Here is a 25,633-nt window from a genome sequence, read left to right on the forward strand (position 1 = left end):
ATATGATGTAATTTTTTTAATTTTCCGACAAATTTTTATGTATGCCTGTAAAAACATTTGGGAGCGCCGTTTATGGTGTAGAAGCTCAAACCATTACTATTGAAGTTAATATTTCTGGAGGTAAAGCTGCTTATTTAATTGTGGGTTTGCCCGATAATGCTGTTCGTGAGAGTTTATTGAGAATAGAAAGCGCTTTAACAAATAGCGGTTTTCGTATGCCACGCCAAAAAATTGTGGTAAATATGGCCCCAGCCGATATCCGTAAAGAAGGCTCTGCTTACGATTTAACCATAGCAACAGGTATTTTAGCTGCTTCAGGGCAAATTGATGAAGAAGATTTAGGAAATTATCTTATCATGGGTGAGCTTTCCTTAGATGGACAAGTGAAACCCATTAAAGGCGCTTTACCTATTGCTATAAATGCTCAAAAAGAAAATATCAAAGGCTTTATTTTACCAAGTCAAAACGCTAGAGAGGCCGCAATCGTTAGTAAATTAGAGGTTTACGGAGTTAGCCATCTCTCAGAAATTGTAGATTTTTTCAAGAATAGCAAAAAACCACCTTTAACAGTTGTAGATACCCGAGATGAGTTTTTTAAAGCCATCAATAATTACGATGCTGATTTTGCCGATGTAAGAGGACAAGAAAACATCAAAAGGTCTTTAGAAATTGCAGCTGCTGGTGGTCATAATGCCATTTTGATTGGCCCTCCAGGAGCAGGTAAAACCATGTTGGCAAAACGCTTACCTACCATTTTGCCACCGTTAAATTTGTACGAGGCCTTAGAAACAACCAAAATACACTCGGTAGCAGGTAAGCTTTCAGCTTCCGATGCTTTAATTACTACTCGGCCATTCCGCTCTCCACATCACACCGTTTCAGACGTAGCTTTGGTAGGCGGTGGAAGCAACCCTCAGCCTGGCGAAATCTCTTTGGCTCATAATGGTGTTTTGTTTTTGGATGAATTACCAGAGTTTAAAAGAACCGTTTTAGAAGTTATGCGTCAGCCTTTAGAAGAAAGGCGTGTTACAGTGGCCCGAGCCAGAATGTCTGTAGATTATCCGTCTAGTTTTATGTTGATAGCGGCCATGAACCCTTGCCCATGTGGTTATTACAATCATCCCGAAAAGGAATGCGTTTGTGGCCCTGGTGTGGTACAAAAGTATCTCAGTAAAGTAAGTGGTCCTTTATTAGACCGTATAGATTTACATGTAGAAGTTACGCCTGTAAATTTTGATGAACTGGCATCTGAAAGGAAATCAGAACCAAGCGAGTTGATTAGAGAAAGAGTGATAAAAGCCCGTTTAATGCAAACAGAAAGGTTTAAAGAGCATCAAGGTATCAATGCAAATGCAGAAATGAGTCCGCAAATGGTAAGAGCTATTTGCGTAGTTTCTGATGCTGGGCAGCAATTGCTAAAAACAGCTATGGAAAAATTAGGCTTATCTGCCAGAGCTTATGATAGAATTTTAAAAGTAGCCCGCACTATTGCAGACCTTGCTGGTAGCGATGAAATTGGCATAGAGCATTTAGCAGAAGCTATACATTTTAGAAGTTTGGATCGAGAAAATTGGGCAGGCTAAAAGCATGACTTAAAACTTACAATCATTTTATCTTAAATTTCGTTTATGATTAAAATTGTAAGACCATGAAGTTAGTTAAAATATTAAGCACCAGCATTTTTGCTTTATTAATTATTTCTTGCAATACTAACGGACAAGTAGGTAAGAACAATGCGGTTAAGTTAGTAGCGCCAAAAGGTAAAGCTATTGCCGCTTTTGCATCTGGTTGTTTTTGGTGTTCTGAACATATTTTTGAGGCTGTTGTTGGTGTAGACTCTGCCGTTTCTGGATATGCCGGAGGCACTACTGTTAATCCAACCTATGAATTGGTTAATACAGAAACCACTGGTCATGCAGAAACCGTTTTGGTTTATTATAACCCTACCATAGTAAGCTACGAAGAACTGGTAGAAGTGTTTTTCTCTTCGCATGACCCTACTACGCCAAACCAACAAGGTCCAGATAGAGGGTCTTCTTACCGTTCGGTTTTATTTTATCAAACCGATGCCGAGAAAAATATCGCCATGAATGCAATTAAGAAAATAAGCAACAGCAATAGATTTAGTAAGCCTATAGTTACAGAGCTTGCCGCTTTAAAAGCCTTTTACAGGGCAGAAGAATATCATCAAGATTTTATAGAACATAACCCAAACCAAGCTTATGTTAGAGCGGTTTCAATTCCAAGGTTTGAGAAGTTTAAGAAAGCATACAAAGGAAAATTGAAGAAGGGGTATTGATGAGGGTGGAAAACAAGGCGAGAAATTTCTCGCCTTGTTTATTTAAACACATTGTCTTTATTAAAATTTAGGTCTAATAGTCTAGCCAATGTACCTGCTATTTGTTTGGTAAATATTTCATCAGTGTTTTTTACTTCGCCTTTTGCAGATATTGATGGACCTATGGCTGCTATCCAAACCTGTTCTGAGCCAGGGATGCTTTTACCATGGCTGGTCCAATTACCAAAAGGAACCTCACCACGGCCATGGTCTGTGGTAATTACTAAAGCGGTTTGGTTCTTATAAAAAGAATCGTTTTGTAGGTAATTCCATAAATCGGCAATCATATCATCGCTTTTACGAGCTTGCTCTAGGTAAAATTTATAATCGGCAGTGTGTGCCATATCATCTGTTTCATCAAAACCAATGTGTAAAAATTTAGGCTTATAAAATTTTAAATATTGTTTGGCTAACTGGTAGGTAATCACATCCAACCTTACTTTATCAGATATAAAAGGAGGGGCTAAGCGTTGCATCTCGTTTAATGCTTTAAAACTTTCATCCATTTCTGGAATTTCTAAATCTTCTATACCTGCATTTATCACAAAATCTCCAACAGAATCATTTAAAATATAATTGAATACATCCCAAGAAGAAAAAGAAGCTACTTTGCTTTTAAAGCTTTCTTGTTGGTTTAGCCATCTTAATAGGTTTTGGTTTTTGTTATAAACCCTGTTGTTGTTAGTTATACTGCTATCCACAAAACCCGAAAAAAGCTCGGCATAACCAGGGTAAGAAATCTTGGATGGATTACTTACTGATGCATAACTTTTTAAATCTCTGTTGCCTATAATTTGGCCGTTTTTAGCAACTTCACGCCATATAAAAGGCATTAATAGAGCCCTTCTTTTTTGTACATCTTTATGCCAGAATTTTTTAAATAGATAATCTTTTTGGTTGTTATATCGGCTGTAAATAAGCGAAGAATCTGCGCCTCTAAACAGTTCTTGCCAGCGTAAACCATCAATGGTAACTAAAACTACTTTGCTTTCAGTTTGCGCAATAGCAGCAAAATGGAAAAACATCAGAAAGGATAATAAAATCTTTTTAGGCATCATCAATAATAATGAAAAAACAGAAGAATGAATTAATCAAACGATTATAAATCAACTCGTCATAAAAACTTTACTTTTGCAAGAGTTTATAAAATAAAAAGCATGAGTACGGGCGATTATGTAGAAATAGGTTTTATTACCAAAACCCACGGTTTAAAAGGCGAACTTCAAGTTTCGTTTAGTTATGATAATCCTGAGAAGCTAAAACTAAAATCTGTTTACATAGAAATTGGTGGTAAAATGGTGCCTTATTTTGTTTCGCAGTTTAAGTTATCGCAAAAGCAGTTGGGTTACTTTTTATTTGAAGACATTAACCATATAGATAAAGCGCAGCCCTTGGCAAAGAAGAAAATTTTTCTAGCTAAAAGGCTGATGCCTAAAAAAAGTAAAGAAGAGTTTACTTATAAAGATTTAAAAGGTTTTACAGTTGTTGATGAACAAGAAGGTGAACTTGGAGAAATTTTAGAAGTAAGAGAATACCCTCAGCAGTTTTTAGCTACGGTTATGTATCAGGAAAAAGAAGTATTGTTTCCCTTATCCGAAGATTTAATTTTAGGAATGGATATCGAAAATAAAATCCTAAATATAGAGCTTCCTGATGGTTTGTTGGATGTTTATCTTCAAGATTAAGAGCTATGAGATTTGATATCATAACCGTTTTACCAGCTTTATTAGAAAGTCCGTTTGCGCATTCTATTATGCAAAGGGCACAAAAAAAAGGTCTGGCAGAAATTCATATTCATAATTTAAGAGATTATGCAAGCAACAAACACAAAAGTATTGATGATTATCCGTACGGCGGTGGTAGTGGTATGGTTATGCAGATTGAGCCTTTTGCTGCTTGCATAGAGAAATTACAGGCAGAAAGAGTTTATGATGAGATTATTTTTATGACTCCCGATGGCGTTACTTTTAAACAAGAAATAGCCAACGAGCTTTCTATTAAAGGAAACATCATGATTCTTTGTGGCCATTATAAAGGTATAGACCAAAGAATTAGAGATGTATTTGTAACCAGAGAGATTTCTGTTGGAGATTTTGTGCTTTCTGGTGGCGAGTTACCCGCCGCTTTAATTGTTGATGCTGTGGTAAGATTAATACCTGGTGTTTTATCAGACGAAACATCGGCCTTGTCTGATTCTTTTCAAGGCGAATTGTTAGACGCTCCAGTTTACTCAAGACCAGCAGATTGGCGAGGATATAAAGTACCTGATATTTTATTAAGCGGTGACCAAGCTAAAATAGAACAGTGGCGCTATGAGCAAGCCTTAGAACGTACTAAAAAACGCCGACCAGATTTGTTGGAGTAAGCTTAGAATGGAAGCTTTTTTAATTGATGAACCCAAAAAATTAATTATTTTTTCTTTTTTTGAGATTAAATAAATTGCAAATCTTCAAATAAATAAGCCCGATTTTAAATAGAAAACAAGCTAACAGGCTCATCTACAGTTGGTATTGCCTGCGGATGTAGATAAGATGTTAATTGTGGAAAATTTTAATTATGTTTTTTATTATCAAAAATTATCCCTAATATTGCACTCCGAAATTTCGGTGCGGTTGGTATTTATCTCAATCGTAATTTAACAGCATAAAATCATGGATTTAGTAAAATTTGTAGAAGAGCAGGTTGTAGAGAAAAAACAGTTACCTGCATTTAAATCTGGAGATACCATCAGCGTTCACTATAAAATTCGTGAAGGAAATAAAGAGCGTATTCAGGTTTATCAAGGTGTAGTTATCCAGAGAAATAGTGCTGGTTCTACAGAAACCTTTACCGTAAGAAAAATGTCTAATGGTGTTGGTGTAGAGCGTATATTTCCTGTGAATTCTCCAAACATCGATAAAATCGAAGTTAACAATGTTGGTAAAGTTCGTAGAGCAAAATTATTCTACTTACGTGAGCTTACTGGTAAAGCAGCTCGTATCAAATCTAAAAGAGTTTAATTATCTCAAAATAATAAAAAAGCCTTTCAGTAATTTTCTGAAAGGCTTTTTTTATGCGCTCTTTTTTATAAAGTTTATGGCGCTATCAGTACATAAACTTTATAATGAATAATAGTGGTTTTTTGATTTTCTTCTTCAATACCCATTTCTTCTATTCTGGTGGTGATGTTTAAACCCTTCCATTGCTGGGTAAGTGTTAAATCTTTGTTTGGTACTTCAAAAGTGTTATAATTTTTATCAGCAATAGGATAGCTTCTTTTTAATAATTGCTTCCCTAGTTTGTAAAGTTGTAAAGAAAGCTTTTCTTTACCCGAAACCAAGTATAACTCTTGCTCATTCTCTTTACAAATTTTAAAAGCTTTTCCAAAGGCTGTTATTTCTTTGAATTTGTTATCTCTAAAAGAAGACTGATTTTCTATCGTTACCAAAACGCTTGCTTTTTCTATACTTAAAACCTCTTTTTCTTTATTGCTAAAGTTGTAAAAATTCCCTTGCATACTTGGGTTGTACATAGGGTTAAGTCCAAGCAACTTTAATACAGAATCTTTGGTGTTTTCTTTTGTTTGATAATTTTGATACTGGTTTAAAGAATCCTTTTTGTTCTTATTCTTAAAAAAGGTTTTAATATCGCTAAGCGATGTTTTAGTAAAGGGCTGTAGAGCCATTATACCATGATAATCATGTAAATAATCAACAATATTTCTAATTTCTTGATCTCTTTCTTTGGTAGCTTTGATTTCTAAGAGAGCACTTAATCTTTTTTGTTGAGAGTTTCTTGAAATGCTTTGCAAACCCCATGGTCCAAAAGAAATGATAAGCGCTATCACACAAAGGCTGATAGGAATCATCCTGATTTGTTCTTGCCCTTTAATTAAAAAATAAAGCGTTATAAAGCTTAGCCAAAGGGTGAGAACAATTAAAACATACCTACTTTCTGTTATACCATAATCAGATACACGGGTATAAACCGCAAGAACCAAAAGAACAATAAGAGGAATTAAAAAAAGGTAGAAGCTTTTACTAAAGAGTTTTATCCATTTGTTTTCTTCTAAATTTCTAAGCGGATGAACCAATAGCAAAGAAAGCATACCAAAAACGGCATAACCCAATATCAGTATAGATACAAATCCGTTAGGTAAATGCCATTCAAATAAGATTTTCCCTTCATAAGCTAAAAGGATAAGTAGATAAATACTAGCTAAGGGAATTAATACATACTGTGTGAAAATTTTAAGTCCTTTTGGGTAAGATTGTTCTTCTTCTAGAGTTTCTAAAGGTTTAGGAACTCCTGATAAGAAAAACAGTGTATTAAATATGCCAACAATAAAAAGCCATAAGCGTAGGTAGATAGATTCACTCCATTTTGTATCAAACAAAACTTGTATGCTTAGAATAGCTATACTAAGACCGATAAATAATACAGCGCTGTATAATGCAGAAGTTAAGAAGCGTAAAAATAAGCTCTTGTTAAGTTGCCAAAAAGCTTGGTTTTCTTCTGTTTTATGAAAAGCAGCAACAGAAACCATTAAATGAAAAGCAAAGGCAAGAATGAGGAGAATTAGAATATGCGCTTCTTTTTCAAAAGGATTTAAGATAAAACTTAAAGAAAACAGGAAAGCTATAAGCGCTATATTAACGCCTATTTTAATGGGATTTTTAAGTTTACGCTTTTCTGCAAATAATGCAAAAGCTAAGGTAAGAGCGAGACCTAAATTGCCTATGTAAGCGCCCTTTACAAGTTCTTCGTTATAAGTATTGTCAAGATCTTTTACGGTAAGCGCAATTAAAGAGCTGGTTGCTAAAACTGCAAACAATAGCGGGATGGGGAACCTTTGAAATACTGCTAGTGCCGTATAACCAATTTGTTTAAGCGAAGGAAACTTCATAAGAAACATTATTTCTTATGAAATTAGCTTTTACTTACTGATTTACCAAGAGTTTGTACCCTTTTCCGTGTACATTGATGATTTCTACTCGGCTATCTTCTTTAAGGTATTTACGTAATTTACTTAAGAAAACATCCATACTACGGCCGTTAAAGTAGTTATCATCATGCCAAATTTGTAAGAGTGCTTCTTCTCTGGTTAAAACATCATTCATTTTAAGACACAATAATCGTAGTAATTCTGCCTCTTTGGTGCTCAATTTTTGTTGCTCTTCACCGTTGATAATTGTTTGATGCTGATAATCAAAAGTGTATTTACCGATAGTAAAAATCTTAGGCTTTTCTTCCTCGACTTTTTCTTGGTTGCCAGCTCTTTTTAAGAGGGCATTAATGCGTAATAAAAGCTCTTCTATTTTAAAAGGTTTGGTAATATAATCATCGCCACCCAAACCAAAAGCTTCGGTTTTATCTTCCATCATACCTTTGGCTGTGGCAAAAATAATAGGTATGTGTTTGTTTATCTTTCTGATGTCTTTTGCCAGCGTGAATCCGTCTTTTTTAGGCATCATCACATCCAGGATACAAATATCATAAGTTGAAGATGTAAATGCTTTTAAGCCCTCATCTCCATCATCACAAAGGGTAACCTCAAACTTTCCTTTTAAAGAAAGGTAGTCTTCTAAAATCATCCCTAGGTTAGGATCGTCTTCTACTAAAAGAATTTTTTTTGCACTCATTTATATGGTATTATGCTAATGGAAATTTGAGCTCAAATTCCGAGCCTTTATCTTTTTCGCTTTTCACTTTTATAGTTCCGCCCATTCTTTTCACCATGTTATTTACATAGCTTAAGCCTAGTCCGAAACCTTTTACGTCATGTAAGTTACCTGTTGGTATACGGTAAAATTGCTCAAAAATTTTCTTTTGCTGGTCTCTTCCCATGCCAATTCCATTATCAGTAACGGTAATTATAAAATCCGTTTGGGTATTAGTAGTGTTGATGGTAATTTCTGGAGCTTCTTTACTGTACTTTATGGCGTTATCAATAAGGTTATAAAATACATTAGAAAGGTGTAGCTCATCGCCCATGATGGTTGATTTTGTGGCTATAAGGTTCATGTTTACAATAGCATTTCTCTTTTGTAGTTGCAAGTTCATACTATCAGAAACGGCATGAATTAAATCATGAATATTAACTTCTTTACGCTCTATTTTTAAATCGTCTTTTTCTATACGGGCAATATTAAGTACCCTTTCAATATGGTCTCCAAGACGTATATTTTCATCATAAATAATGCTTGCCAACTTATTTACGCGTTTGCGGTCTTCATTAACGTCGGGGTCTCTTAAAGCTTCACTGGCAATCATGATGGTGGCTACCGGAGTTTTAAATTCATGAGTCATGTTGTTAATAAAATCTGTCTTCATCTCAGAAATCTTTTTCTGTCTTAAGATAGAAAAAATGGTATAAGCGAAGCTTCCGGTCAAAATCAACAATAAACCTATGGATGAAGCTAAAATAGAGTTCATATTTTTAAGGATAAGACTATTTTTTTCTGGAAAACTCACCATCAAGTAACCGCCTTCACGTACCATATCTTTTGGAAAAAGTGCGGCCTTGTAGGTGTTTTCTGGCTCAAAATCCATTCTATTATCCGAGGCATTTCTGAATAAAATTCTGGAGCTTTTGTTGGAGCTTATTTTATAATTGTACTTGAGCATGATGCCGTTATTGGCCAACTCTATCAATAGCAAAGAGTCTAGCAATTCTGGTTTAATACGTTTATGCAGAGGTACATTTGCTTGCTGAAACTCTGAAGCTAAATCATTTAAAATCTCCTTTTTGTTGCTGATTTTTTGTACCGAGTCTAAGTATAGCTTAACATCTTTTACTTTTTCTTTGCTATGGATGGGTTTCTCTGCTGCTGCAAGCTCGGTTTCACTAATTTCTGATAAGTAATTAGGTTTACCAATGGTACGAACAACAGGGCCTAATACAGGGTCAACAATAACGTATTGTTTGATAGAATCTACTACAACGTTACCTCTTTTGGGTCTTTTTCTGGAAGGTAATCGCTCTGTATAAACTTGTTTAACCAGATTTTGTCTGACACCAAATTCGTCTGTAACTTCCTCAAAATCAAATCTTACGCCGGCAATTACATTATCTGGAGTTTCTTGTTGCGCCGGGCCATTATATACTAAAATATTAGGGTATTTATTTCTTAAAATGCTATCTCTTACCCTAAAAATACTGTCAGATTTTTCTTGATTTTTTTTAAGTTGCCTGATAAAAGCTAGGGATGGATTTTCTTTAATTTGCGGGTTACGATCAATAGTTTTTGATTTTCTGATGTTTTGGCTAAATTTCAAATCTTGATTTAACCTATTAATTTCTCTTAATTTTTTCTCGTTTGCAGCTTTTTGAGCTAAAAAAGCAGCGGCTTCATTTTTTTCTAATTTATAAGCCACACTTTTTAAAGCATCATTTACCGCACTATCAAAAATTTGAGTTTTTAATTGATAAGATTCTTTTAGGAAATAATATTGCATAGCCATTACTCCCAACAATGCAAAACTCATTAAACCAATAATAACCGATATACTTTTACGCTTCATCTCAAATCAAATATAAACACCAATGCTTTAATATTGAGGTGGTTTAACATTATTTAACAGCCTCACCCTCAATCCCTCTCCAAAGGAGAGGGAAGCGCAGGACTACTTTGCTTATGATTATTTTTTAACTCTATTATTAAACATTTAATTTTTTAATACACATTTAGGCACTCTCTCTCCTTTGTAGAGGACTGGGGTGAGGCTCTAAAAAAAAAGCGGTCACCTTTGGGATTGGTGCCGCTTTTTATCGCATTGTAATCAGAAAATAGGCTCTTTAAAATGGCAAATCGTCATCTGCCTCTGGTGCTGCACTAATATCAACTGGTGCTGCAAATGGTGGTGTTTGAGCAGGAGCACCTGCATCAGCACCTAATACATTTACTTTCCAAACTTGTAAAGTATTGAAATATTGTTTTTTACCGGTTTTGTCTGTCCAAGGTCTTCCTTTCAAATTGAAAGAAACCTCAACATCATCACCAATTTTAAGATTATCCATTAATGAAACCCTGTCTTGTATGGCTTCAAATTTTACGTATTCCGGGTACTGAGGGTTTTCGGCAAATTCTATTACAAGCTCTCTTTTTCTAAATGTATCAGTAACGTTCATGACTTCAGATACTTCATGAACTTTTCCTTTTATCTCCATTTCAACAGGTTTTTAAATAACTAAAATCAAATCTCTATATTTTTATCATTAAATTGCGCATTCTTATGCATCAAGTTTTCAACACCCCATCAAAGGTTATCATAACCTGTAACAAAAGATTATCGCCTTATCTTGAATTAGAAGTAAAAAATTTAGGTTTTAAACCTGTAAGAATTTTTTCTACCGGGCTAGAGCTTAAAGTGAGTTTAAATGATTGTATCAGGCTGAATCTCAACCTCAGATGCGCCAGTCAGGTGCTTTATAGCCTTCAAGAATTTGATGCTGAAAATGGTGAAGAGCTTTACCAAAAAGTTACTGCTATAGCGTGGGAGAAATTGATAGATTTTGGAGGTTATTTCTCTGTAACGTCAAATGTGGATAATTCTACCATCACCACACCTTTGTTTGCTAATTTAAAAGTTAAAGATGCTATTGCAGACAGGATTAAATCTGTGCACAAAATAAGACCAAATTCTGGTCCGGATTATACCAAAACTGTAGTGCATTTATATTGGAAAAATGAAAAGGCAGAAATCTTTTTAGACACATCCGGAGAGACTTTAGCTAAACACAGTTATAGAAAAATACCTGGCAAAGCGCCTATGTTAGAAGCGCTTGCAGCCTCAACCATTTTAGCTACGCAATGGGATTTCAAATCTCCTTTTATAAACCCGATGTGCGGTTCTGGAACTTTAGCTATAGAGGCAGCCCTCATTGCAACCGGCAGAACGCCAGGATTGTTACGTATGAATTATGGTTTTATGCACATTTTAGGCTATGAAGAAGAAGTTTTCTTTACAGAGAGAAGAAGGCTAAAAGACCAAGTGGTTAAAAATCAAGATTTAAAAATTATTGCTACAGATATTTCTGAAGATGCTATAGACATCAGTAAAAAGAATGCTAAAACAGCGGGTGTAGACCAATTGATTGAGTTTTACGCTTGCGATTTTGCTGATACGAGAATCCCTCAAGATGAAGCTGGTATCATCATGTTTAACCCCGAGTATGGCGAGCGTTTAGGTGTACACAGCAAACTAGAAGCTACTTACGCTAGAATTGGCGATTTCATGAAAAAAGAATGTAAAGGTTATACTGGTTATATTTTTACTGGAAACCCAGATTTAGCCAAAAAAATAGGTTTAAGAGCATCACGAAGGATAGAATTTTACAATGGTAAGCTAGATTGTAGGCTGTTAGAATATGAATTGTATGATGGGAGTAGGAGAACATTATCTTAAATGCTTTAAAAATTTTACAATACCATCATGTTAATTTAAAACGTTAAGCTCTAAATATTTGCATTTTTACAATAAAAAAAGCATGAAAATTCTTAAAACCTTCATTCTCTCTTTACTATTTTTAAACGGTTATAGTCAACAAAAACCCCAACCTCCAAAAGCCAGCACCCCTGCTCGCCCAAAACTGGTGGTTGGCTTAGTTGTAGACCAGATGAGATGGGATTACCTTTATCGTTACGCATCTCGTTACGGAGAAGGAGGCTTTAAAAGATTATTAAAAGAAGGTTTCTCTTGCGAGAATGCGCATATTGGATATGCAACTACACAAACTGCTTGTGGTCATGCTAGTATTTACACAGGCTCTGTACCCGCCATTAACGGTATAACTGCTAACAATTGGATAGAGCAAAATAGCGGTTATGATATGTATTGTACAGAAGATACCACGGTAAATACGGTAGGTAGTACATCAGACGCTGGTAAAATGTCGCCTAAAAACCTGTTAAGTTCTACCATTGGCGATGAATTAAAACTAGCTACCAATTTCAGAGCTAAAGTTATAGGAATAGCTTTAAAGGATAGAGGGGGAATTCTTCCAGCTGGCCATAGTGCCAATGCCGCTTATTGGTTTGATGATTTAACCGGTGCTTGGATAAGTTCTACCTATTATATGCAAGATTTACCAACATGGGTAAAAACTTTTAACAGCCAAAAATTGGTAGATAAATACTTAACACAAGACTGGAATACCCTTTATCCAATTAATACTTATGTACAAAGTAGTGCTGATGATGTACGATACGAGGGTAAATTTAAAGGCGAAGCAAAACCAGTTTTCCCACATAAAATACCTCAAATAAAAGGGTCTGATTTTAACACCATCAGAAATACACCTTTTGCCAATACCTTAACTTTAGATTTTGCAAAAGCTACCATAAAAGAAGAAAAGCTAGGCACTGATGATATTACGGATTTATTAGCCGTAAGCTTATCCAGTACAGATTATATTGGTCATCAGTTTGGTCCAAACTCGATAGAGATAGAAGATACTTATTTAAGGTTGGATAAAGACTTAGAAGTATTTTTAACCTATTTGGATAATACTGTAGGAAAAGGAAACTATACTTTTTTCTTAAGTGCTGATCATGGTGCTGCGCATAATCCTAATTTTTTAATTGATAACAAGATTAACGCAGGCTATTTCAATACCAGAACCATCTCTAAACAATTAAACGAGCTTTTATTTACTAAATACCAGGCTAAAGGTTTAATAAGAGCTATTACCAATTATCAAGTTAACTTTAATTACCAAGCTATTGAGGCTAGCAAAATTGATATAGATGACTTAAAAAAAGACTGTATCCATTTCCTTAAAAAACAAGAAGGAGTATCTTTTGTGGTTGATTTAGCCAATGTTAATGAAGGCGCTGTACCTGCTAAGTTAAGAGAGAAAATCATCAATGCTTACCATATAAAAAGAAGTGGCGAGTTACAAATTGTATTAGACCCTGCGTGGTTTCAAGGTTATGGCATAACCGGAACATCACATGGAGTTTGGAATCCTTACGATACGCATATCCCGATGGTATTTATGGGATGGGGAATTAAACAAGGCATCAGCAACAGAACCGTTTCTATGAGTGATATTGCGCCTACCATTTCTGCTTTATTACGCATACAAGAACCTAATGGTAATATTGGCGATGTAGTTACCGAAGCTTTAAAATAACATGAAGAAATTTGTTGATACCTTACATTACCTTACACAAGATTTACCTCATATCAGCCATATAGCACAGGTAGAAATGGCCTGTTCGCAAGGCGCAAAATGGGTGCAATACCGTTGCTTATCTAAATCTGATGAGGAGATGCTAGCAGAAATTCATCAAATAGCTAGTATTTGTGATGATTGGGGCACAACTTTAATCGTTACCAACCATGTTCACTTAGTGCATCAGGCAGATATACAGGGTGTTCATATTGAAGATATGGCTGCTGATATTGCTTTGGTAAGAGCACAAATTGGCGATGATAAAACTTTAGGCGCATCTGCCAATGATTTAGCAACCATTCTCAAACACATCCAAAACGGGGCTGACTATATAGGTTGCGGACCTTTTGGCCATACTGAAACAAAACCCAATAATTGCCAACATTGGGGTACCCAAGGTTATGCAGAGGCTGTAACTGCTTTAAAGCAAGCAGGAATTGATTTTCCTCTGATTGCAGCCGGCGGGGTCGGTTTAAATGATGTAGCAGATTTGCTAAAAACTGGCATTAAAGGTGTTGCGGTATCTGCGGCAGTTAATAAAGCAGTAAATCCGGCGGAAGCCTTTAAACAATTTTATAACCTATTACATTAATTTATGTCTTCTCATCATATTATCCGCGAAAAGCAAGAACCAGCCTTGTTTATTTTAAACATGAGTGGCTTTGATGAGGAATACTTAGGGCAGTTGTTAGAATGGTCTCCAACGGTTATTGTACATGCTGCTATTTATGACCATGTGGTTTCTTTAGGCATTAAAATAGATGTTGTGGTAAGCAAAGAAGATGTTTCTTTTGCGCTTCAAGAGCATATAAAAATTATTCCTTGCGGCGATGATGATGTGACCACAGCTGTATTAAAATATCTGGTTGCGCATGAATATCCATCGGTAAACATCATTACCAATACTTTTTTAGCTAAAGATTATTTGTTTTTTGTTGATTATTTAGACTTGGTAGTTTTTGCTGATAGTAAAAAAATGTTTCCCGTGAAACCCGAATTTAGCAAGTGGAAACCAGCTCAAGAAAACATTTACATTTTGCAAGAAGCTGTTCAGTTAAGCACAAAAGGTCTAAATTTAATTTCAAATAACCATTATCAAACAGAGAAAGATGGCTTTTATAGCTTATCTTTCCAACAACCTTTTATTTTTATAGCTGAAGATTTATAATGGAAATTAGAAAAGCAGCTTTACAGGATTTACCTCTAATACAACAACTGGCTCAAGAGATTTGGTGGCCAACTTATGAGGCTTATATCAGTGAAGCGCAAATAAGCTTTATGCTTACGCAGATTTATAATCTGGATGCTTTAAAAGCTCAAATGGCAGAAGGACATACTTTTATTCTTCTTTATCAAGATGAAAAAGCAGTAGGCTTTAGCAGTTATTCTTTTTCGCAGACGGTTTGTAAAATCCATAAATTGTATATTTTACCTGCTTTGCAGGGTATGGGTGCTGGTAAGCAAATCATGAATTATATTGGCGCAGAGGCTTTTGTGCATGGGGCTACTTTATTACGTTTAAACGTAAACAGAAACAATCCTGCTTTACATTTTTATCAAAGATTGGGATTTCATATCGCAGAAGAAGTAGATATTCCTTACCACGAGTTTATCTTGAATGATTATATCATGGAAAGGCATATAGAAGACGCCGACTGTTAAAGTGGCAGTTGTTTATTTAAAATATGAACAACCAAAAGCAATTTTGACGTTCTTTAGAGCAGAACAAATACAAAAATTCAGCGTTTTGTAATAAAAACATTTCTAATGTACTTTAGGAATACAATTTGATTAATTTAAACCAAAATATATAGAAAATGGGATTAATACTTTTCATAGGCATTGCTATTATAAGTTTTATAGTACAATGGAGATTTAAGAGCAAGTTTAAACAATACTCAGAAATTGCATTAAGTTCTGCTTTAAGCGGAGCCGAGATAGCTAGGAAAATGCTTGCAGACCACGGTATAAACGATGTAGAAATTATATCTGTTGACGGCCAGTTAACAGACCATTATAACCCGGCAGATAGAACGGTAAACCTTTCTCCGGATGTTTACCACGGTAGAAGCATTGCCGCAGCAGCAGTAGCAGCACACGAGTGTGGACACGCCGTACAACATGCTAGAGCTTATAGCTGGCTACAATTTAGATCTGCTATGGTTCCTGTAGTAAGCGTAGCTTCTAATTTGGTACAATGGGTATTATTAATTGGTGTTATGCTAATGGCTTTTGGTAACAACCCAATTGTTTTAGCTATTGGTGTGGGTGCTTTAGCTATTTTAACGGTATTTAGTTTTGTTACTTTACCTGTAGAGTTTGATGCTAGTAAAAGAGCGTTGGTATGGCTACAAAGTAATAAAGGTATTATGCAAACCAGTGTAGAGCATGACCAAGCTAAAAATGCTTTATGGTGGGCAGCCATGACTTATGTTGTTGCAGCATTATCCTCACTAGCTACTTTACTTTATTACGCTATGATGTTATTTGGCAGAAGAGACTAATATTCCCCTTAAAGGAATAGTTGAGAAAGGAGCATTTTTATAGAATGCTCCTTTTTTGTTTTTTGAAGTTTGGGTAGGGACTTTATGATGTTAAAGAATAAATTTAATTCTACTCACTTTTTAAGATGCTCATGTAGCGTTTTGCTCAGTTTATCTATGCTTTCCATCTGTACCTTTTGAATGTCGAATAAGTTTTTCATTTGTTCGGTAATCAATAAATCTATTTTATCATGCAGAGTTCTGATTTCAATTTCTGCTTTAAGATTCACCATATAATCCTGCTCGGCTCTTAGTCTGTCTCTTTCTTCTTTTCTGTTTTGGCTCATCATGATGATAGGTGCTTGCAAGGCCGCAATACAAGAAAGCATCAGATTTAATAGAATAAAAGGATAAGGGTCAAAACCTTGATTATGAAACCAAATCACATTTATACTTATCCAAATCAATAGTACTACTGTAAATAAAATAATAAATCGCCAGCTACCCCCAAATGAAGCTACACGGTCGGCCATCTTTTCTCCTAAACTTAAATCCTGACTGTTTTTTAATTTTTCAGATATTAATTCTTCTTCCTCTAAGGCTTTTAAAACAATATCATGCAGTTTAGTAAGATTCCCATCACTGGTTTCGAGGATTCTACGGTAGTTAATTTTCTTATTCATGATGAATGATTTGTAGAAAATTACGTAAAGATTTTGATTTAACCACAGAATAGACTCGACTTTTTCCCTGTTTATATGTAAGTAAAGTGAATAAAAAAACAGCGCCTTTTTTTAAAGACGCTGCTTATAAATTTTTAGAAAAATCAGCGGTAACGCTTATTTAACAACATGATAACTAACTCCCATGTTTTGAAACATGAAAGCCCATTTATCTGCCTGTTCTTCTATAATCTTTGAGGTTGGTTTGCCAGCGCCATGTCCGGCATTGGTCTCAATCCTAATTAAAACAGGTGCTGCACCTTTATGGTATTCTTGTAAACGGGCAGCAAACTTAAACGAGTGTGCAGGTACCACGCGGTCGTCATGGTCGGCAGTGCTAACCATAGTAGCAGGGTATGCAGTACCAGCTTTTAATGCGCTATAAGGAGAATATTTATTTAAGTAAGTAAACATCTCTTTAGAGTCGTTAGCTGTACCATAATCATAAGCCCAACCAGCACCAGCCGTAAATTTATGATAGCGTAGCATATCTAAAACACCAACAGCGGGGAAAGCAACTTTAAATAAATCTGGTCTTTGTGTCATACAAGCCCCAACCAATAAACCACCGTTAGAGCCGCCAGAAATAGCTAAATAATTAGTTGATGTATATTTTTGGTCTATCAGGTATTGGGCAGCAGCAATAAAATCATCAAATACATTTTGCTTTTGCATTTTAGTACCTGCAATGTGCCATTTCTCGCCATACTCGCCTCCGCCACGAAGGTTTGCTACTGCATAAATACCGCCTTGCTCTAATAAAATAATATTTGCAGTGCTAAATGCTGGTGTTAGACTGATGCTAAATCCTCCGTAACCATATAAAAGTGTTGGGTTTTTGCCGTTTAGCTCAACACCTTTTTTGTAAGTAATAATCATAGGTACTTTGGTGCCATCTTTAGAAGTGTAAAAAACTTGTTTAGACTCGTATAAAGAAGGGTCAAATTTCACAGCCGATGCTTTATAAACTTCTGATTTACCGCTTTTAATGTCATATTTAAATATCGTTGGCGGATAGATGTACGAAGTAAAAGTATAATACAATTCCTGCTCAGTTTCTTTTGCACCAAAACCAGAAGCAGTACCTACACCAGGCAGCTCAATTTCTTTCTCTTTCTTACCATCCATAGCAAACTGAACCACGTAAGAAGTAGCGTCTTTAAGATAGTTAGCAAAGATTTTTCCACCTCCTGTACCAGCATTCAATACATTTTGGGTTTCAGAAATCAAATCTTTCCAGTTTTTAGGATTTGCATCGGCAGCATTAACCGTTACTACTTTATAATTTGGAGCATTTAAATTGGTTTGGATGTATAGCACATCGCCTTTATTACCAATTACTTGATGCTCGTTATCAAAATTATCAACCACTTTAACAATAGCGCTGTTAGGTTTGCTTAAATCTTGTATGTATAGCTCGTTACCGGTAGTAGAATTTGCAGCAGAAATAATTAAGAAGCGTTCATCTTCTGTTAGGTTTGCACCAATGTATCTTCTTGGTGTTTGGTTACCGCCAAAAAGTAAAACATCTTCTTTTTGGGATGTCCCGAGTTTATGATAATACAATTTATGGTATTGGGTTAAACCTGATAATTGACTACCTGCAGCAGGTTTATCATAACTGCTGTAGTAAAAACCATCGTTTCCTTTCCAGGCTAAGCCCGAGAATTTAACATCTATCAGAGTATCGCCAACAATAGCCTTATCCTGCGTTTTAAGAACTACAACTTTACGCCAGTCTGAACCACCTTCAGATATTTGGTAAGCCGCTAAACTACCATCTTTAGAAAAACTTATTCCTGCTAAAGAGCTGGTACCATCGGCAGAGAATTTATTAGGGTCTAGAAATACTTCAGGTTCCTTTCCATCAGCTTGGCGGTATAAAACAGCTTGATTTTGTAAACCATCGTTTTTATAGAAATATGTATAAGAGCCTTCTTTAAATGGGGCCGAGAATTTTTCGTAATTCCAAAGCTCTGATAAACGACTTTTGATTGCCTCTTTATAAGGAATTTGCGATAAATAGTTTTGCGTCACCTTATTTTGAGCTTGAACCCAGGCTTTAGTTTCGGCAGATAAATCATCCTCTAACCAACGATATGGGTCTTCTACGATGGTTCCAAAATAATCGTCTTTTACGCTTTCTTTTTTAGTGTCCGGATAAGCTAATACATTTATCTTTTCTGCTGGGGCTATCATATCATGTTGTTTGGTACTGTTACATGCCGAGAGTGCAACGGCTGTAGCAGCAAAAAATAGATTCAATTTTTTCATTTTATTCTGTTTAGTTAGTGCGATTTATAAAATTAACGCTTGTTCTACTACAGAAAGAAATTGTTGTGTAATATGTTTGAGAGATTTTTATGTAAGCATAAGACACTGCAACTATTTTACTACTCTTCTATCAATTTATCATCCAGTAGTTTAGAAGTTTTAGCACCTAATTTCCTAAGCTGTTCTGCCCGGGTAACCAAATTGCCATTACCAGTACTTAACTTCCCTAAAGCATCTTGATAGGCCTTTTGAGATTTATCTAAGCTATCGCCAATTTTCTGAATATCGCCTACAAAACCCACAAATTTATCGTATAAAGCGCCTGCTTTTGTAGCAATATCAATAGCATTTTTAGTTTGTTGTTCTTGTTTCCAGATAGAAGCTACCGTTTTTAATGTAGCCAATAGTGTTGATGGTGTTACAATAACCACTTTTTTATTCCAAGCAAAGTCAAACAACTCTTGGTCATACTGTACGGCCATAGCAAAAGAAGACTCTATAGGGATAAATAACAACACAAATTCTGGCGAGTTAATTTGATATAAATCCTGATAATTTTTATTGCTTAAACCTTGAATATGGCTTTTTATAGAGTTTACATGTAGTTTGGTTAAAGCTTCTCGCTCTGTTTCTTCATCGCAATTTACCAGTTTTTCATAGGCCACTAAAGAAACTTTAGCATCTATGATGATGTGCTTATTTTCTGGCAGATTTAATAAAATATCGGGCAGATAACGGTTGCCATCTTCGGCAATAAACCCTGCTTGTTTAGTGTAATTTATCCCTTCTATTAAGCCAGATCCTTCTAAAAGTTTATCCAAAACCATCTCGCCCCAGTTGCCTTGCTTTTTGTTATCGCCTTTTAAAGCTTTGGTAAGGTTGCTGGCATCATCCTGTATCAGTTTGGTTTGTTTAATGAGTTCGTCTATGGTCCCTTTCAGGGTAAAACGTTCGTTAGCCTCTACTTTATAAGTTTGCTCTACTTTTTGCTCAAAAGCCTTAATATTTTCTTTTAGTGGATTCAATAATACATCTAGATTAGCTTTGTTTACATCAGTAAACTCTTTGGTTTTCTCTTTTAAGATTTGATTGGCAACATTTTCAAATTCCGTTTTGAAGCGTTGTTGTAACTCAGCCATGTATTGTTTTTGTTCTTCTAAACGCTGTTGCTGCGCTTTGTAAGATTCTTCTAATGTTGCAATTTTCTTACGCTCGGCATTTAACATATCTTGAAGTTCCTTTTTATCATCTTCTAAGGCATTTATCCTACCTAAAAGTTTAAACTCAGCATCCTGCTTTTCTTCTTTTAAGAGATTTATAACAGCATTTTTTTCTTCTATTAAGCTTTTCTGTTGTTGCTGACTTACCGCTAGATTGATTTTCAACTGTTCGTTTTCTGCTTTCAACTCATTCAAAAAAGCATCGTTAGTGTTTGAAGATGGCTTTTTTAAAAATAGAAAAACGGCTATAAGTAGTATAATGATGGCTGTGATGATATATTCCATGGTTTAGAAATTTATCAAAAATAGTAAATGAAATATTGTTTGAGGGTAAGGAGTTGAAAGTATAAAGTACAGAGTATAAAGTATAAAGATCTTCTAACCAATAACAATTACTTTACAAAAAGCTAAAAACTTCAATTTTTCTTTAATTTCAACCTTCTTTATATCAATATGGTGAAAAAATTATCTCTTTTAATTGCTCTTAGTTTAAGTGGTTTGAGAATTTGGGCGCAAGAAAATCCTATTTCTTATACCGTTTCCTTAAATAATGCGGTACATCATGAAGCTCAAATTAGTTTAGTAATACCTAAGCCCCCACAAGATAGTTTTGTAGTAAAAATGGCCAGGTCTTCTCCAGGTAGATATGCCACTCACGAGTTTGGTAAAAATATTTATGATGTTTTGGCCTATCAGGCTGATGGAAAACAGCTAAAAATTAAACAAATTGAAGGCGATGCTTTCCAAATTTCCGGACATCAAGGAAGCGTTAAAATCACTTATACCTTATTTGGTAACCGAGTTGATGGTACTTATGCAGGTATAGATCATCGCCATGCACATTTGAATATTCCAGCTTCTTTTATGTTTGTGCCGGCATTGCAAGAAAGACCAATCGACTTAAAAATCCTATTACCTAATAAGCAATGGCAAGTTTATACGCAGCTACCTGTTGATAGTGGCGTTTATAAAGCTAAAAATCTACAATATTTTATGGATAGCCCCATAGAAATATCATCAGCTACAGTAAAAAGTTTTGATGTTTTAAATAAAGAGGGTAGCGCCCAAAAGATTAAAATTGTTTACCATGGTACTGCCGCCGATTCTACTTTGCAAGATTTAACATTAAAAACCAAAAAAATTGTTAAAGAAGCCGAGGCTGTTTTTGGCGAGTTGCCTCAGTTTGATTTTAAAGAGTATACTTTTCTAATTGATGTTTTACCTAGTAACGCCTCAGATGGGATGGAGCATCGCAACTCAACCGTTATTCCGCAGCAAGCAGCAAATTTAGAAAGTAGTATTTCTGATGTTTTAAGCACCATTTCACACGAATTTTTCCACGCTTGGAATGTAGAACGTATCAGACCTAAGACTTTAGAACCTTTTAATTTTGAAAAAGCCAATATGAGCGATGAGCTTTGGTTTGCAGAAGGCTTTACACAATATTATGGCGAATTATTACAGGCAAGAGCTGGCGTTACCAGCATTGATGATTTTCTAAACAACCAAGGTTATTTCTTAAATAGCGTACTCAACTCGCCGGGGGCAAACCGTTACTCGCCCTTAGAAATAAGCAGAAGAGCTGTTTTTGTAGATGCTGGCGTGGCTATAGATCCAAATAATAATCACAACATCTATAGTTCTTATTATCTTTACGGAAACATCATCGCTTTAGCCTTAGATTTAAGCTTACAAAGCCAGTTTAACCTTTCTTTAGATGATTACATGAAACTGCTTTGGCAAAAGCATGGCAAAACAGAAATTCCTTATACAATTGCAGATTTACAACAAACTTTAGCATCACTTACCAGTGATGATTTTGCTAAAACCTTCTTCACCAACTACATCTACGGCATACAAAAACCCAATTATAGAGCTTTAATGGCTAAAGCCGGATATGACTTAAATCGCACCAAACCTTTCGCTGCTTATGTAGGGAATCTAAGGTTAAACCCAGAAAATGGGAAACTTAAATTGCTTTCACCAGCTTTGTTTAACACTCCTATTTATGATGCAGGCATAGAAGCAGGAGATTATATTTTAAGTGCCGATAGTACAAACTTTTCTAAAACAGAAGATTTTGAGGCTTATTTAAAAACCAAAAAACCCGGCGAGCAAATTACCCTCACTTATGAAAGAGATGGAAAAGTTAAAAATACTTTGCTTACCTTAACTTATAATCCAACTTTAGGCTTAAACGCTTATGAAAAGCTGGGTATAGAGTTAACACCAGAAATCATTGCTTTTAGAGAGAAATGGCTTAAATCAAAATCAACAGAATAATGATAAAAAAGATAATTAATACAGTTTCTTTAGGGATAACTTTATCAGCTTGCCAAGCACAACCCATACCCAACGTTAAGCTTCATGTAAAAGATGTAGAGGCTCATATTAAAACGCTTTCCGCTGATGATATGCGTGGTAGAAATGCCTTGGTGAAGGAAGATATTGCTAAAGCAGCAAATTACATAGCTTATCAGTTTGAGCAGGCAGGCTTACAACCATTTAACGGCTTAAACTACTATTTTCAGAATTTCAAATATCAAAAACTAGATTTATACAATGTTGTAGGTGTGTTGCCGGGTAAATCTTTAAAAGATGAATATGTTATTTTTTCTGCCCATTATGATCATATTGGTCTTATAAAACCTGTGGGTAAAGATTCTATCGCTAACGGTGCAGATGATGATGCCTCTGGCGTAGCAGCAGTTTTAGAACTAGCTAAATATTTTGCGCAAAAAAAGGATAACGAAAGAACCTTAATTTTTGTGGCTTTTACAGCAGAAGAAATTGGCGGATACGGTTCTCAGTTTTTCTCCAGACAATTAAATCCTGATAAGGTAAAGGCTATGTTTAACATAGAAATGATAGGTAAAGAATCAAAATTTGGAAAGAAAAATGCATTTATTACAGGTTTTAATCATTCTGATTTTGGACAAATTTTACAGAAAAATCTAAAAGGTAGTGAGTTTACTTTTCATCCAGACCCATATCCAGAGCAGAACTTATTTTACCGTTCTGATAATGCCACTTTAGCCAGATTGGGTGTACCGGCACATACCATTTCTACTGTACAAATAGATAAAGATAATTTTTACCATACCGTAGATGATGAAATTGAAACTCTGGATGCTGAAAACGTTACAGAAACTATCAAAGCTATCATCATTAGCGCAACATCAATTATTAAAGGAGACGATACGCCAAGCAGAGTATCACTAAAAAAATAAAAACAAATCATCATGAAAAATAACTTTCAGAAAATGGTTAAAATAGTTTTAGCTGTTTTATTGTTCATTAGCTTTTTAAATGTAAAAGCACAATTTGGCCCCGGCACACAGTGGTCGCAAGATGGTTTTACTTACTATGAAATTAATGATAAGGGTATCGTAGAAATAGATATCAGAAACCCTAAAAACGAAACCATTATCTTAAGCACAGCGGCTTTAACTCCGCCAAATGGCAAACCTTTAGACGTTAAAAGATTTAGTTTAAGTGATGATAAAAAGAAGTTATTACTTCATACCAACACCGTAAAAGTATGGCGTTATGATACCCGTGGCGATTACTGGGTGTATGATACACAAAGCAAAAAGCTACAGCAGTTGGGAAAAGACAAACCTGTATCATCTTTAATGTTTGCTAAATTCTCTCCAGATGGTACTCGTGTAGCTTATGTAAGTAAAAACAATATTTATGTGGAGGAATTAGCTAGCGGAAGAAATAAAGCTTTAACTACTGATGGAGCTAACAAACTCATAAACGGTACTTTTGATTGGGTTTATGAAGAAGAATTTGGTTGTAGAGATGGTTTTAGATGGTCGCCTAATGGGCAATCTATCGCTTACTGGCAATTAGATGCTCGTAAAACTAAAGATTATCTGATGATTAATAATACTGATTCTTTGTATCCTTTTACCATTCCGGTAGAATATCCAGTGGTAGGCGAAGACCCAAGCCGATGCCGTATTGGAGTGGTATCATCTGGCGGTGGACCAACAAAGTGGATGGCAATACCTGGTGATGCTGTACAGCATTATATCCCACGTATGGAATGGGCTAACAACAACAATCAGTTAATTATACAGCAATTAAACCGCAGACAAAACATCAGTAAGGTGATGCTTTGCAATGCCATAGACGGTAAAGTAAAGACCATTTATGAAGAAAAAGAAACCGCTTGGATAGACATTAAATCTAGATGGAATGATGATGACCCTACAGGTTGGGATTGGATAAAAGAAGGCAAAGAATATATCTGGGTAAGCGAGAAAGATGGGTGGCGTCATATTTATAGTATTGGTTTAGATGGTAAAGAAAAATTAATCACCAAAGGTGATTACGATATCATCAACATCAGTTTAATTGATGAAAAAAACGGACTGATTTACTTTACAGCTTCACCAGACAATGCTACAGAAACTTATCTATATCGTGTTAAAATTGATGGCAGCAGTAAAGCTGTTAGGGTTAGTCCGGCAAACCAAGTAGGCACCCACGATTATGATATATCACCAAACGGAAAAGTAGCTTTACATAGTTTTTCTAGTACGGCAAACTACCCTGTTTCACAAGTAGTGAGTTTGCCAGAACACAAAGTACTATCAGAAAAAGAAACTCCGGCTAGGTTTAAATCTATGAAACTACCACAGGTAGAGTTTTTTAAAGTAAAAACAGAAGATGGTATAGAAATGGACGGCTGGATGGTAAAACCTAACAATTTTGACCCTTCAAAGAAATATCCAGTTGTATTTTATGTTTACGGAGAACCAGCATCGCAAACTGTGGTAAACAGGTTTGGAATAGGTCTTAACCGTTTATATGCCGGCAGTATGGCTAATGATGGTTATATCTATATGTCTGTTGAGGGACGCGGCGCACCGGCTCCAAAAGGCAGAGAATGGCGTAAATCTATCTATAGAAATATTGGTATTTTAAACATTAGAGACCAAGCTATGGCGGCTAAAGAAATTTTAAAATGGCCTTATATAGATAAAGATCGTATAGCTGTTTGGGGTTGGAGTGGTGGTGGCTCTTCTACCTTAAATCTTTTATTCCAATATCCTGATATTTATAAAACAGGCATTTCAATAGCTGCGGTAGATAATCAGCTTAATTATGATAACATTTATCAAGAGCGCTATATGGGCTTATTGCCAGAAGATAAGGAGTTTTTTGTAAAAGGCTCGCCACTAGCACATGCCAGCAAATTACAAGGCAATTTATTGTTGATACACGGTACTGGCGATGATAATGTGCATTATAACAACGCAGAACAAATGATTAATGAATTAATCAAACACAATAAAACCTTCCAAATGATGAGCTATCCTAACAGAAGTCATAGCATATCTGAAGGCGAAGGAACAGCAAAACATTTAGCAAGTACTTTTACTAAATTCCTGAAAGAGCATTGTCCTCCGGGTGGGAAATAGTAG

The 25,633-nt window shown here is 35.4% G+C and carries 22 protein-coding genes; 14 read left to right on the forward strand and 8 right to left on the reverse strand.

Annotated elements, in window-relative coordinates:
• Nucleotides 1-41 precede the first annotated feature (41 nt).
• Together GJJ64_RS10215 and msrA are read left to right on the forward strand one after the other, a co-directional pair.
• On the forward strand, nucleotides 42-1,583 hold the full coding sequence (locus GJJ64_RS10215; RefSeq protein WP_154287685.1) for a YifB family Mg chelatase-like AAA ATPase: 1,542 nt from the start codon (nucleotides 42-44) through the stop codon (nucleotides 1,581-1,583).
• 65 nt (nucleotides 1,584-1,648) lie between these two features.
• Entirely contained in the window at nucleotides 1,649-2,299 is a 651-nt protein-coding gene (gene msrA, locus GJJ64_RS10220; RefSeq protein WP_154287686.1) for a peptide-methionine (S)-S-oxide reductase MsrA, read from the forward strand.
• A gap of 38 nt (nucleotides 2,300-2,337) precedes the next feature.
• Here msrA and GJJ64_RS10225 read toward each other — a convergent pair whose 3' ends face one another.
• Nucleotides 2,338-3,396, reverse strand: a complete 1,059-nt coding sequence (locus tag GJJ64_RS10225) for an alkaline phosphatase family protein (RefSeq protein WP_154287687.1) — start codon at nucleotides 3,394-3,396, stop codon at nucleotides 2,338-2,340.
• 99 nt (nucleotides 3,397-3,495) lie between these two features.
• Here GJJ64_RS10225 and rimM point away from each other — a divergent pair, with 99 nt between their 5' ends.
• The 3 genes from rimM to rplS all read left to right on the forward strand — a co-directional run bounded on the left by rimM (nucleotide 3,496) and on the right by rplS (nucleotide 5,337).
• Nucleotides 3,496-4,023, forward strand: a complete 528-nt coding sequence (gene rimM / locus GJJ64_RS10230; RefSeq protein WP_154287688.1) for a ribosome maturation factor RimM — start codon at nucleotides 3,496-3,498, stop codon at nucleotides 4,021-4,023.
• 5 nt (nucleotides 4,024-4,028) lie between these two features.
• Complete coding sequence (gene trmD / locus GJJ64_RS10235) at nucleotides 4,029-4,703, forward strand: tRNA (guanosine(37)-N1)-methyltransferase TrmD (protein ID WP_154287689.1); 675 nt, start codon at nucleotides 4,029-4,031, stop codon at nucleotides 4,701-4,703.
• 286 nt (nucleotides 4,704-4,989) lie between these two features.
• Nucleotides 4,990-5,337, forward strand: coding sequence for a 50S ribosomal protein L19 (rplS, locus tag GJJ64_RS10240; protein ID WP_026904215.1), 348 nt, complete (start codon nucleotides 4,990-4,992; stop codon nucleotides 5,335-5,337).
• Nucleotides 5,338-5,411: 74 nt separating this feature from the next.
• Here the strand turns inward: rplS and GJJ64_RS10245 are convergent, their stop codons facing one another.
• The 4 genes from GJJ64_RS10245 to GJJ64_RS10260 all read right to left on the reverse strand — a co-directional run bounded on the left by GJJ64_RS10245 (nucleotide 5,412) and on the right by GJJ64_RS10260 (nucleotide 10,487).
• Nucleotides 5,412-7,223 (reverse strand): DUF4153 domain-containing protein, encoded by a 1,812-nt coding sequence (locus GJJ64_RS10245; RefSeq protein WP_195759271.1) that lies wholly within the window; start codon nucleotides 7,221-7,223, stop codon nucleotides 5,412-5,414.
• Nucleotides 7,224-7,257: 34 nt separating this feature from the next.
• Nucleotides 7,258-7,959 carry a response regulator transcription factor gene (locus GJJ64_RS10250; RefSeq protein WP_154287691.1) on the reverse strand — a complete coding sequence of 234 codons (702 nt, stop codon included), beginning with the start codon at nucleotides 7,957-7,959 and terminating at the stop codon, nucleotides 7,258-7,260.
• A 10-nt stretch (nucleotides 7,960-7,969) separates the two neighbouring features.
• Entirely contained in the window at nucleotides 7,970-9,841 is a 1,872-nt protein-coding gene (locus tag GJJ64_RS10255; protein WP_229655512.1) for a sensor histidine kinase, read from the reverse strand.
• Nucleotides 9,842-10,115: 274 nt separating this feature from the next.
• Complete coding sequence (locus tag GJJ64_RS10260) at nucleotides 10,116-10,487, reverse strand: DUF3127 domain-containing protein (protein ID WP_026904209.1); 372 nt, start codon at nucleotides 10,485-10,487, stop codon at nucleotides 10,116-10,118.
• 65 nt (nucleotides 10,488-10,552) lie between these two features.
• Between GJJ64_RS10260 and GJJ64_RS10265 the strand changes: the two genes are divergently transcribed.
• The 6 genes from GJJ64_RS10265 to GJJ64_RS10290 all read left to right on the forward strand — a co-directional run bounded on the left by GJJ64_RS10265 (nucleotide 10,553) and on the right by GJJ64_RS10290 (nucleotide 16,000).
• Entirely contained in the window at nucleotides 10,553-11,725 is a 1,173-nt protein-coding gene (locus GJJ64_RS10265; RefSeq protein ID WP_154287692.1) for a THUMP domain-containing class I SAM-dependent RNA methyltransferase, read from the forward strand.
• A gap of 82 nt (nucleotides 11,726-11,807) precedes the next feature.
• Nucleotides 11,808-13,454 carry an alkaline phosphatase PafA gene (pafA, locus tag GJJ64_RS10270; protein WP_154287693.1) on the forward strand — a complete coding sequence of 549 codons (1,647 nt, stop codon included), beginning with the start codon at nucleotides 11,808-11,810 and terminating at the stop codon, nucleotides 13,452-13,454.
• Between the two features lies 1 nt (nucleotide 13,455).
• On the forward strand, nucleotides 13,456-14,088 hold the full coding sequence (locus tag GJJ64_RS10275) for a thiamine phosphate synthase (RefSeq protein WP_154287694.1): 633 nt from the start codon (nucleotides 13,456-13,458) through the stop codon (nucleotides 14,086-14,088).
• Nucleotides 14,089-14,091: 3 nt separating this feature from the next.
• The gene (locus GJJ64_RS10280; RefSeq protein ID WP_154287695.1) at nucleotides 14,092-14,664 is read left to right on the forward strand and encodes a thiamine pyrophosphokinase; all 573 of its coding nucleotides are present in this window, start codon (nucleotides 14,092-14,094) and stop codon (nucleotides 14,662-14,664) included.
• Entirely contained in the window at nucleotides 14,664-15,158 is a 495-nt protein-coding gene (locus GJJ64_RS10285) for a GNAT family N-acetyltransferase (protein ID WP_154287696.1), read from the forward strand. The genes GJJ64_RS10280 and GJJ64_RS10285 overlap by 1 nt, the downstream gene beginning before the upstream one ends.
• 155 nt (nucleotides 15,159-15,313) lie before the next feature.
• A complete protein-coding gene (locus tag GJJ64_RS10290) occupies nucleotides 15,314-16,000 on the forward strand; it encodes a zinc metallopeptidase (RefSeq protein WP_154287697.1) in 687 nt (228 codons plus the stop codon).
• A gap of 113 nt (nucleotides 16,001-16,113) precedes the next feature.
• Here the strand turns inward: GJJ64_RS10290 and GJJ64_RS10295 are convergent, their stop codons facing one another.
• The 3 genes from GJJ64_RS10295 to rmuC all read right to left on the reverse strand — a co-directional run bounded on the left by GJJ64_RS10295 (nucleotide 16,114) and on the right by rmuC (nucleotide 20,480).
• On the reverse strand, nucleotides 16,114-16,662 hold the full coding sequence (locus tag GJJ64_RS10295; protein WP_154287698.1) for a DUF1003 domain-containing protein: 549 nt from the start codon (nucleotides 16,660-16,662) through the stop codon (nucleotides 16,114-16,116).
• A gap of 156 nt (nucleotides 16,663-16,818) precedes the next feature.
• A complete protein-coding gene (locus tag GJJ64_RS10300) occupies nucleotides 16,819-18,975 on the reverse strand; it encodes a prolyl oligopeptidase family serine peptidase (RefSeq protein WP_154287699.1) in 2,157 nt (718 codons plus the stop codon).
• Nucleotides 18,976-19,094: 119 nt separating this feature from the next.
• Nucleotides 19,095-20,480: a DNA recombination protein RmuC gene (gene rmuC / locus GJJ64_RS10305; RefSeq protein WP_154287700.1), complete on the reverse strand. Its 1,386-nt coding sequence runs from the start codon at nucleotides 20,478-20,480 to the stop codon at nucleotides 19,095-19,097.
• A gap of 168 nt (nucleotides 20,481-20,648) precedes the next feature.
• Between rmuC and GJJ64_RS10310 the strand changes: the two genes are divergently transcribed.
• Genes GJJ64_RS10310 through GJJ64_RS10320 form a run of 3 tightly spaced genes read left to right on the forward strand, consistent with a single transcriptional unit; the run spans nucleotide 20,649 to nucleotide 25,630 of the window.
• The gene (locus tag GJJ64_RS10310; protein WP_154287701.1) at nucleotides 20,649-22,478 is read left to right on the forward strand and encodes a M61 family metallopeptidase; all 1,830 of its coding nucleotides are present in this window, start codon (nucleotides 20,649-20,651) and stop codon (nucleotides 22,476-22,478) included.
• The gene (locus GJJ64_RS10315; RefSeq protein WP_154287702.1) at nucleotides 22,478-23,425 is read left to right on the forward strand and encodes a M20/M25/M40 family metallo-hydrolase; all 948 of its coding nucleotides are present in this window, start codon (nucleotides 22,478-22,480) and stop codon (nucleotides 23,423-23,425) included. The genes GJJ64_RS10310 and GJJ64_RS10315 overlap by 1 nt, the downstream gene beginning before the upstream one ends.
• A 12-nt stretch (nucleotides 23,426-23,437) precedes the next feature.
• On the forward strand, nucleotides 23,438-25,630 hold the full coding sequence (locus GJJ64_RS10320; RefSeq protein ID WP_154287703.1) for a S9 family peptidase: 2,193 nt from the start codon (nucleotides 23,438-23,440) through the stop codon (nucleotides 25,628-25,630).
• Nucleotides 25,631-25,633: the final 3 nt, after the last annotated feature.

The organism is Pedobacter puniceum, assembly GCF_009674685.1.
GTDB lineage: Bacteria > Bacteroidota > Bacteroidia > Sphingobacteriales > Sphingobacteriaceae > Pseudopedobacter > Pseudopedobacter puniceum.

Bases quoted from the DNA above. Each gene is read 5' to 3' on its own strand.
- GJJ64_RS10215 (WP_154287685.1), top strand. From the start codon at position 42: ATGCCTGTAAAAACATTTGGGAGCGCCGTTTATGGTGTAGAAGCTCAA.
- msrA (WP_154287686.1), top strand. From the start codon at position 1,649: ATGAAGTTAGTTAAAATATTAAGCACCAGCATTTTTGCTTTATTAATT.
- GJJ64_RS10225 (WP_154287687.1), bottom strand. From the start codon at position 3,396: ATGATGCCTAAAAAGATTTTATTATCCTTTCTGATGTTTTTCCATTTT.
- rimM (WP_154287688.1), top strand. From the start codon at position 3,496: ATGAGTACGGGCGATTATGTAGAAATAGGTTTTATTACCAAAACCCAC.
- trmD (WP_154287689.1), top strand. From the start codon at position 4,029: ATGAGATTTGATATCATAACCGTTTTACCAGCTTTATTAGAAAGTCCG.
- rplS (WP_026904215.1), top strand. From the start codon at position 4,990: ATGGATTTAGTAAAATTTGTAGAAGAGCAGGTTGTAGAGAAAAAACAG.
- GJJ64_RS10245 (WP_195759271.1), bottom strand. From the start codon at position 7,223: ATGAAGTTTCCTTCGCTTAAACAAATTGGTTATACGGCACTAGCAGTA.
- GJJ64_RS10250 (WP_154287691.1), bottom strand. From the start codon at position 7,959: ATGAGTGCAAAAAAAATTCTTTTAGTAGAAGACGATCCTAACCTAGGG.
- GJJ64_RS10255 (WP_229655512.1), bottom strand. From the start codon at position 9,841: ATGAAGCGTAAAAGTATATCGGTTATTATTGGTTTAATGAGTTTTGCA.
- GJJ64_RS10260 (WP_026904209.1), bottom strand. From the start codon at position 10,487: ATGGAGATAAAAGGAAAAGTTCATGAAGTATCTGAAGTCATGAACGTT.
- GJJ64_RS10265 (WP_154287692.1), top strand. From the start codon at position 10,553: ATGCATCAAGTTTTCAACACCCCATCAAAGGTTATCATAACCTGTAAC.
- pafA (WP_154287693.1), top strand. From the start codon at position 11,808: ATGAAAATTCTTAAAACCTTCATTCTCTCTTTACTATTTTTAAACGGT.
- GJJ64_RS10275 (WP_154287694.1), top strand. From the start codon at position 13,456: ATGAAGAAATTTGTTGATACCTTACATTACCTTACACAAGATTTACCT.
- GJJ64_RS10280 (WP_154287695.1), top strand. From the start codon at position 14,092: ATGTCTTCTCATCATATTATCCGCGAAAAGCAAGAACCAGCCTTGTTT.
- GJJ64_RS10285 (WP_154287696.1), top strand. From the start codon at position 14,664: ATGGAAATTAGAAAAGCAGCTTTACAGGATTTACCTCTAATACAACAA.
- GJJ64_RS10290 (WP_154287697.1), top strand. From the start codon at position 15,314: ATGGGATTAATACTTTTCATAGGCATTGCTATTATAAGTTTTATAGTA.
- GJJ64_RS10295 (WP_154287698.1), bottom strand. From the start codon at position 16,662: ATGAATAAGAAAATTAACTACCGTAGAATCCTCGAAACCAGTGATGGG.
- GJJ64_RS10300 (WP_154287699.1), bottom strand. From the start codon at position 18,975: ATGAAAAAATTGAATCTATTTTTTGCTGCTACAGCCGTTGCACTCTCG.
- rmuC (WP_154287700.1), bottom strand. From the start codon at position 20,480: ATGGAATATATCATCACAGCCATCATTATACTACTTATAGCCGTTTTT.
- GJJ64_RS10310 (WP_154287701.1), top strand. From the start codon at position 20,649: ATGGTGAAAAAATTATCTCTTTTAATTGCTCTTAGTTTAAGTGGTTTG.
- GJJ64_RS10315 (WP_154287702.1), top strand. From the start codon at position 22,478: ATGATAAAAAAGATAATTAATACAGTTTCTTTAGGGATAACTTTATCA.
- GJJ64_RS10320 (WP_154287703.1), top strand. From the start codon at position 23,438: ATGAAAAATAACTTTCAGAAAATGGTTAAAATAGTTTTAGCTGTTTTA.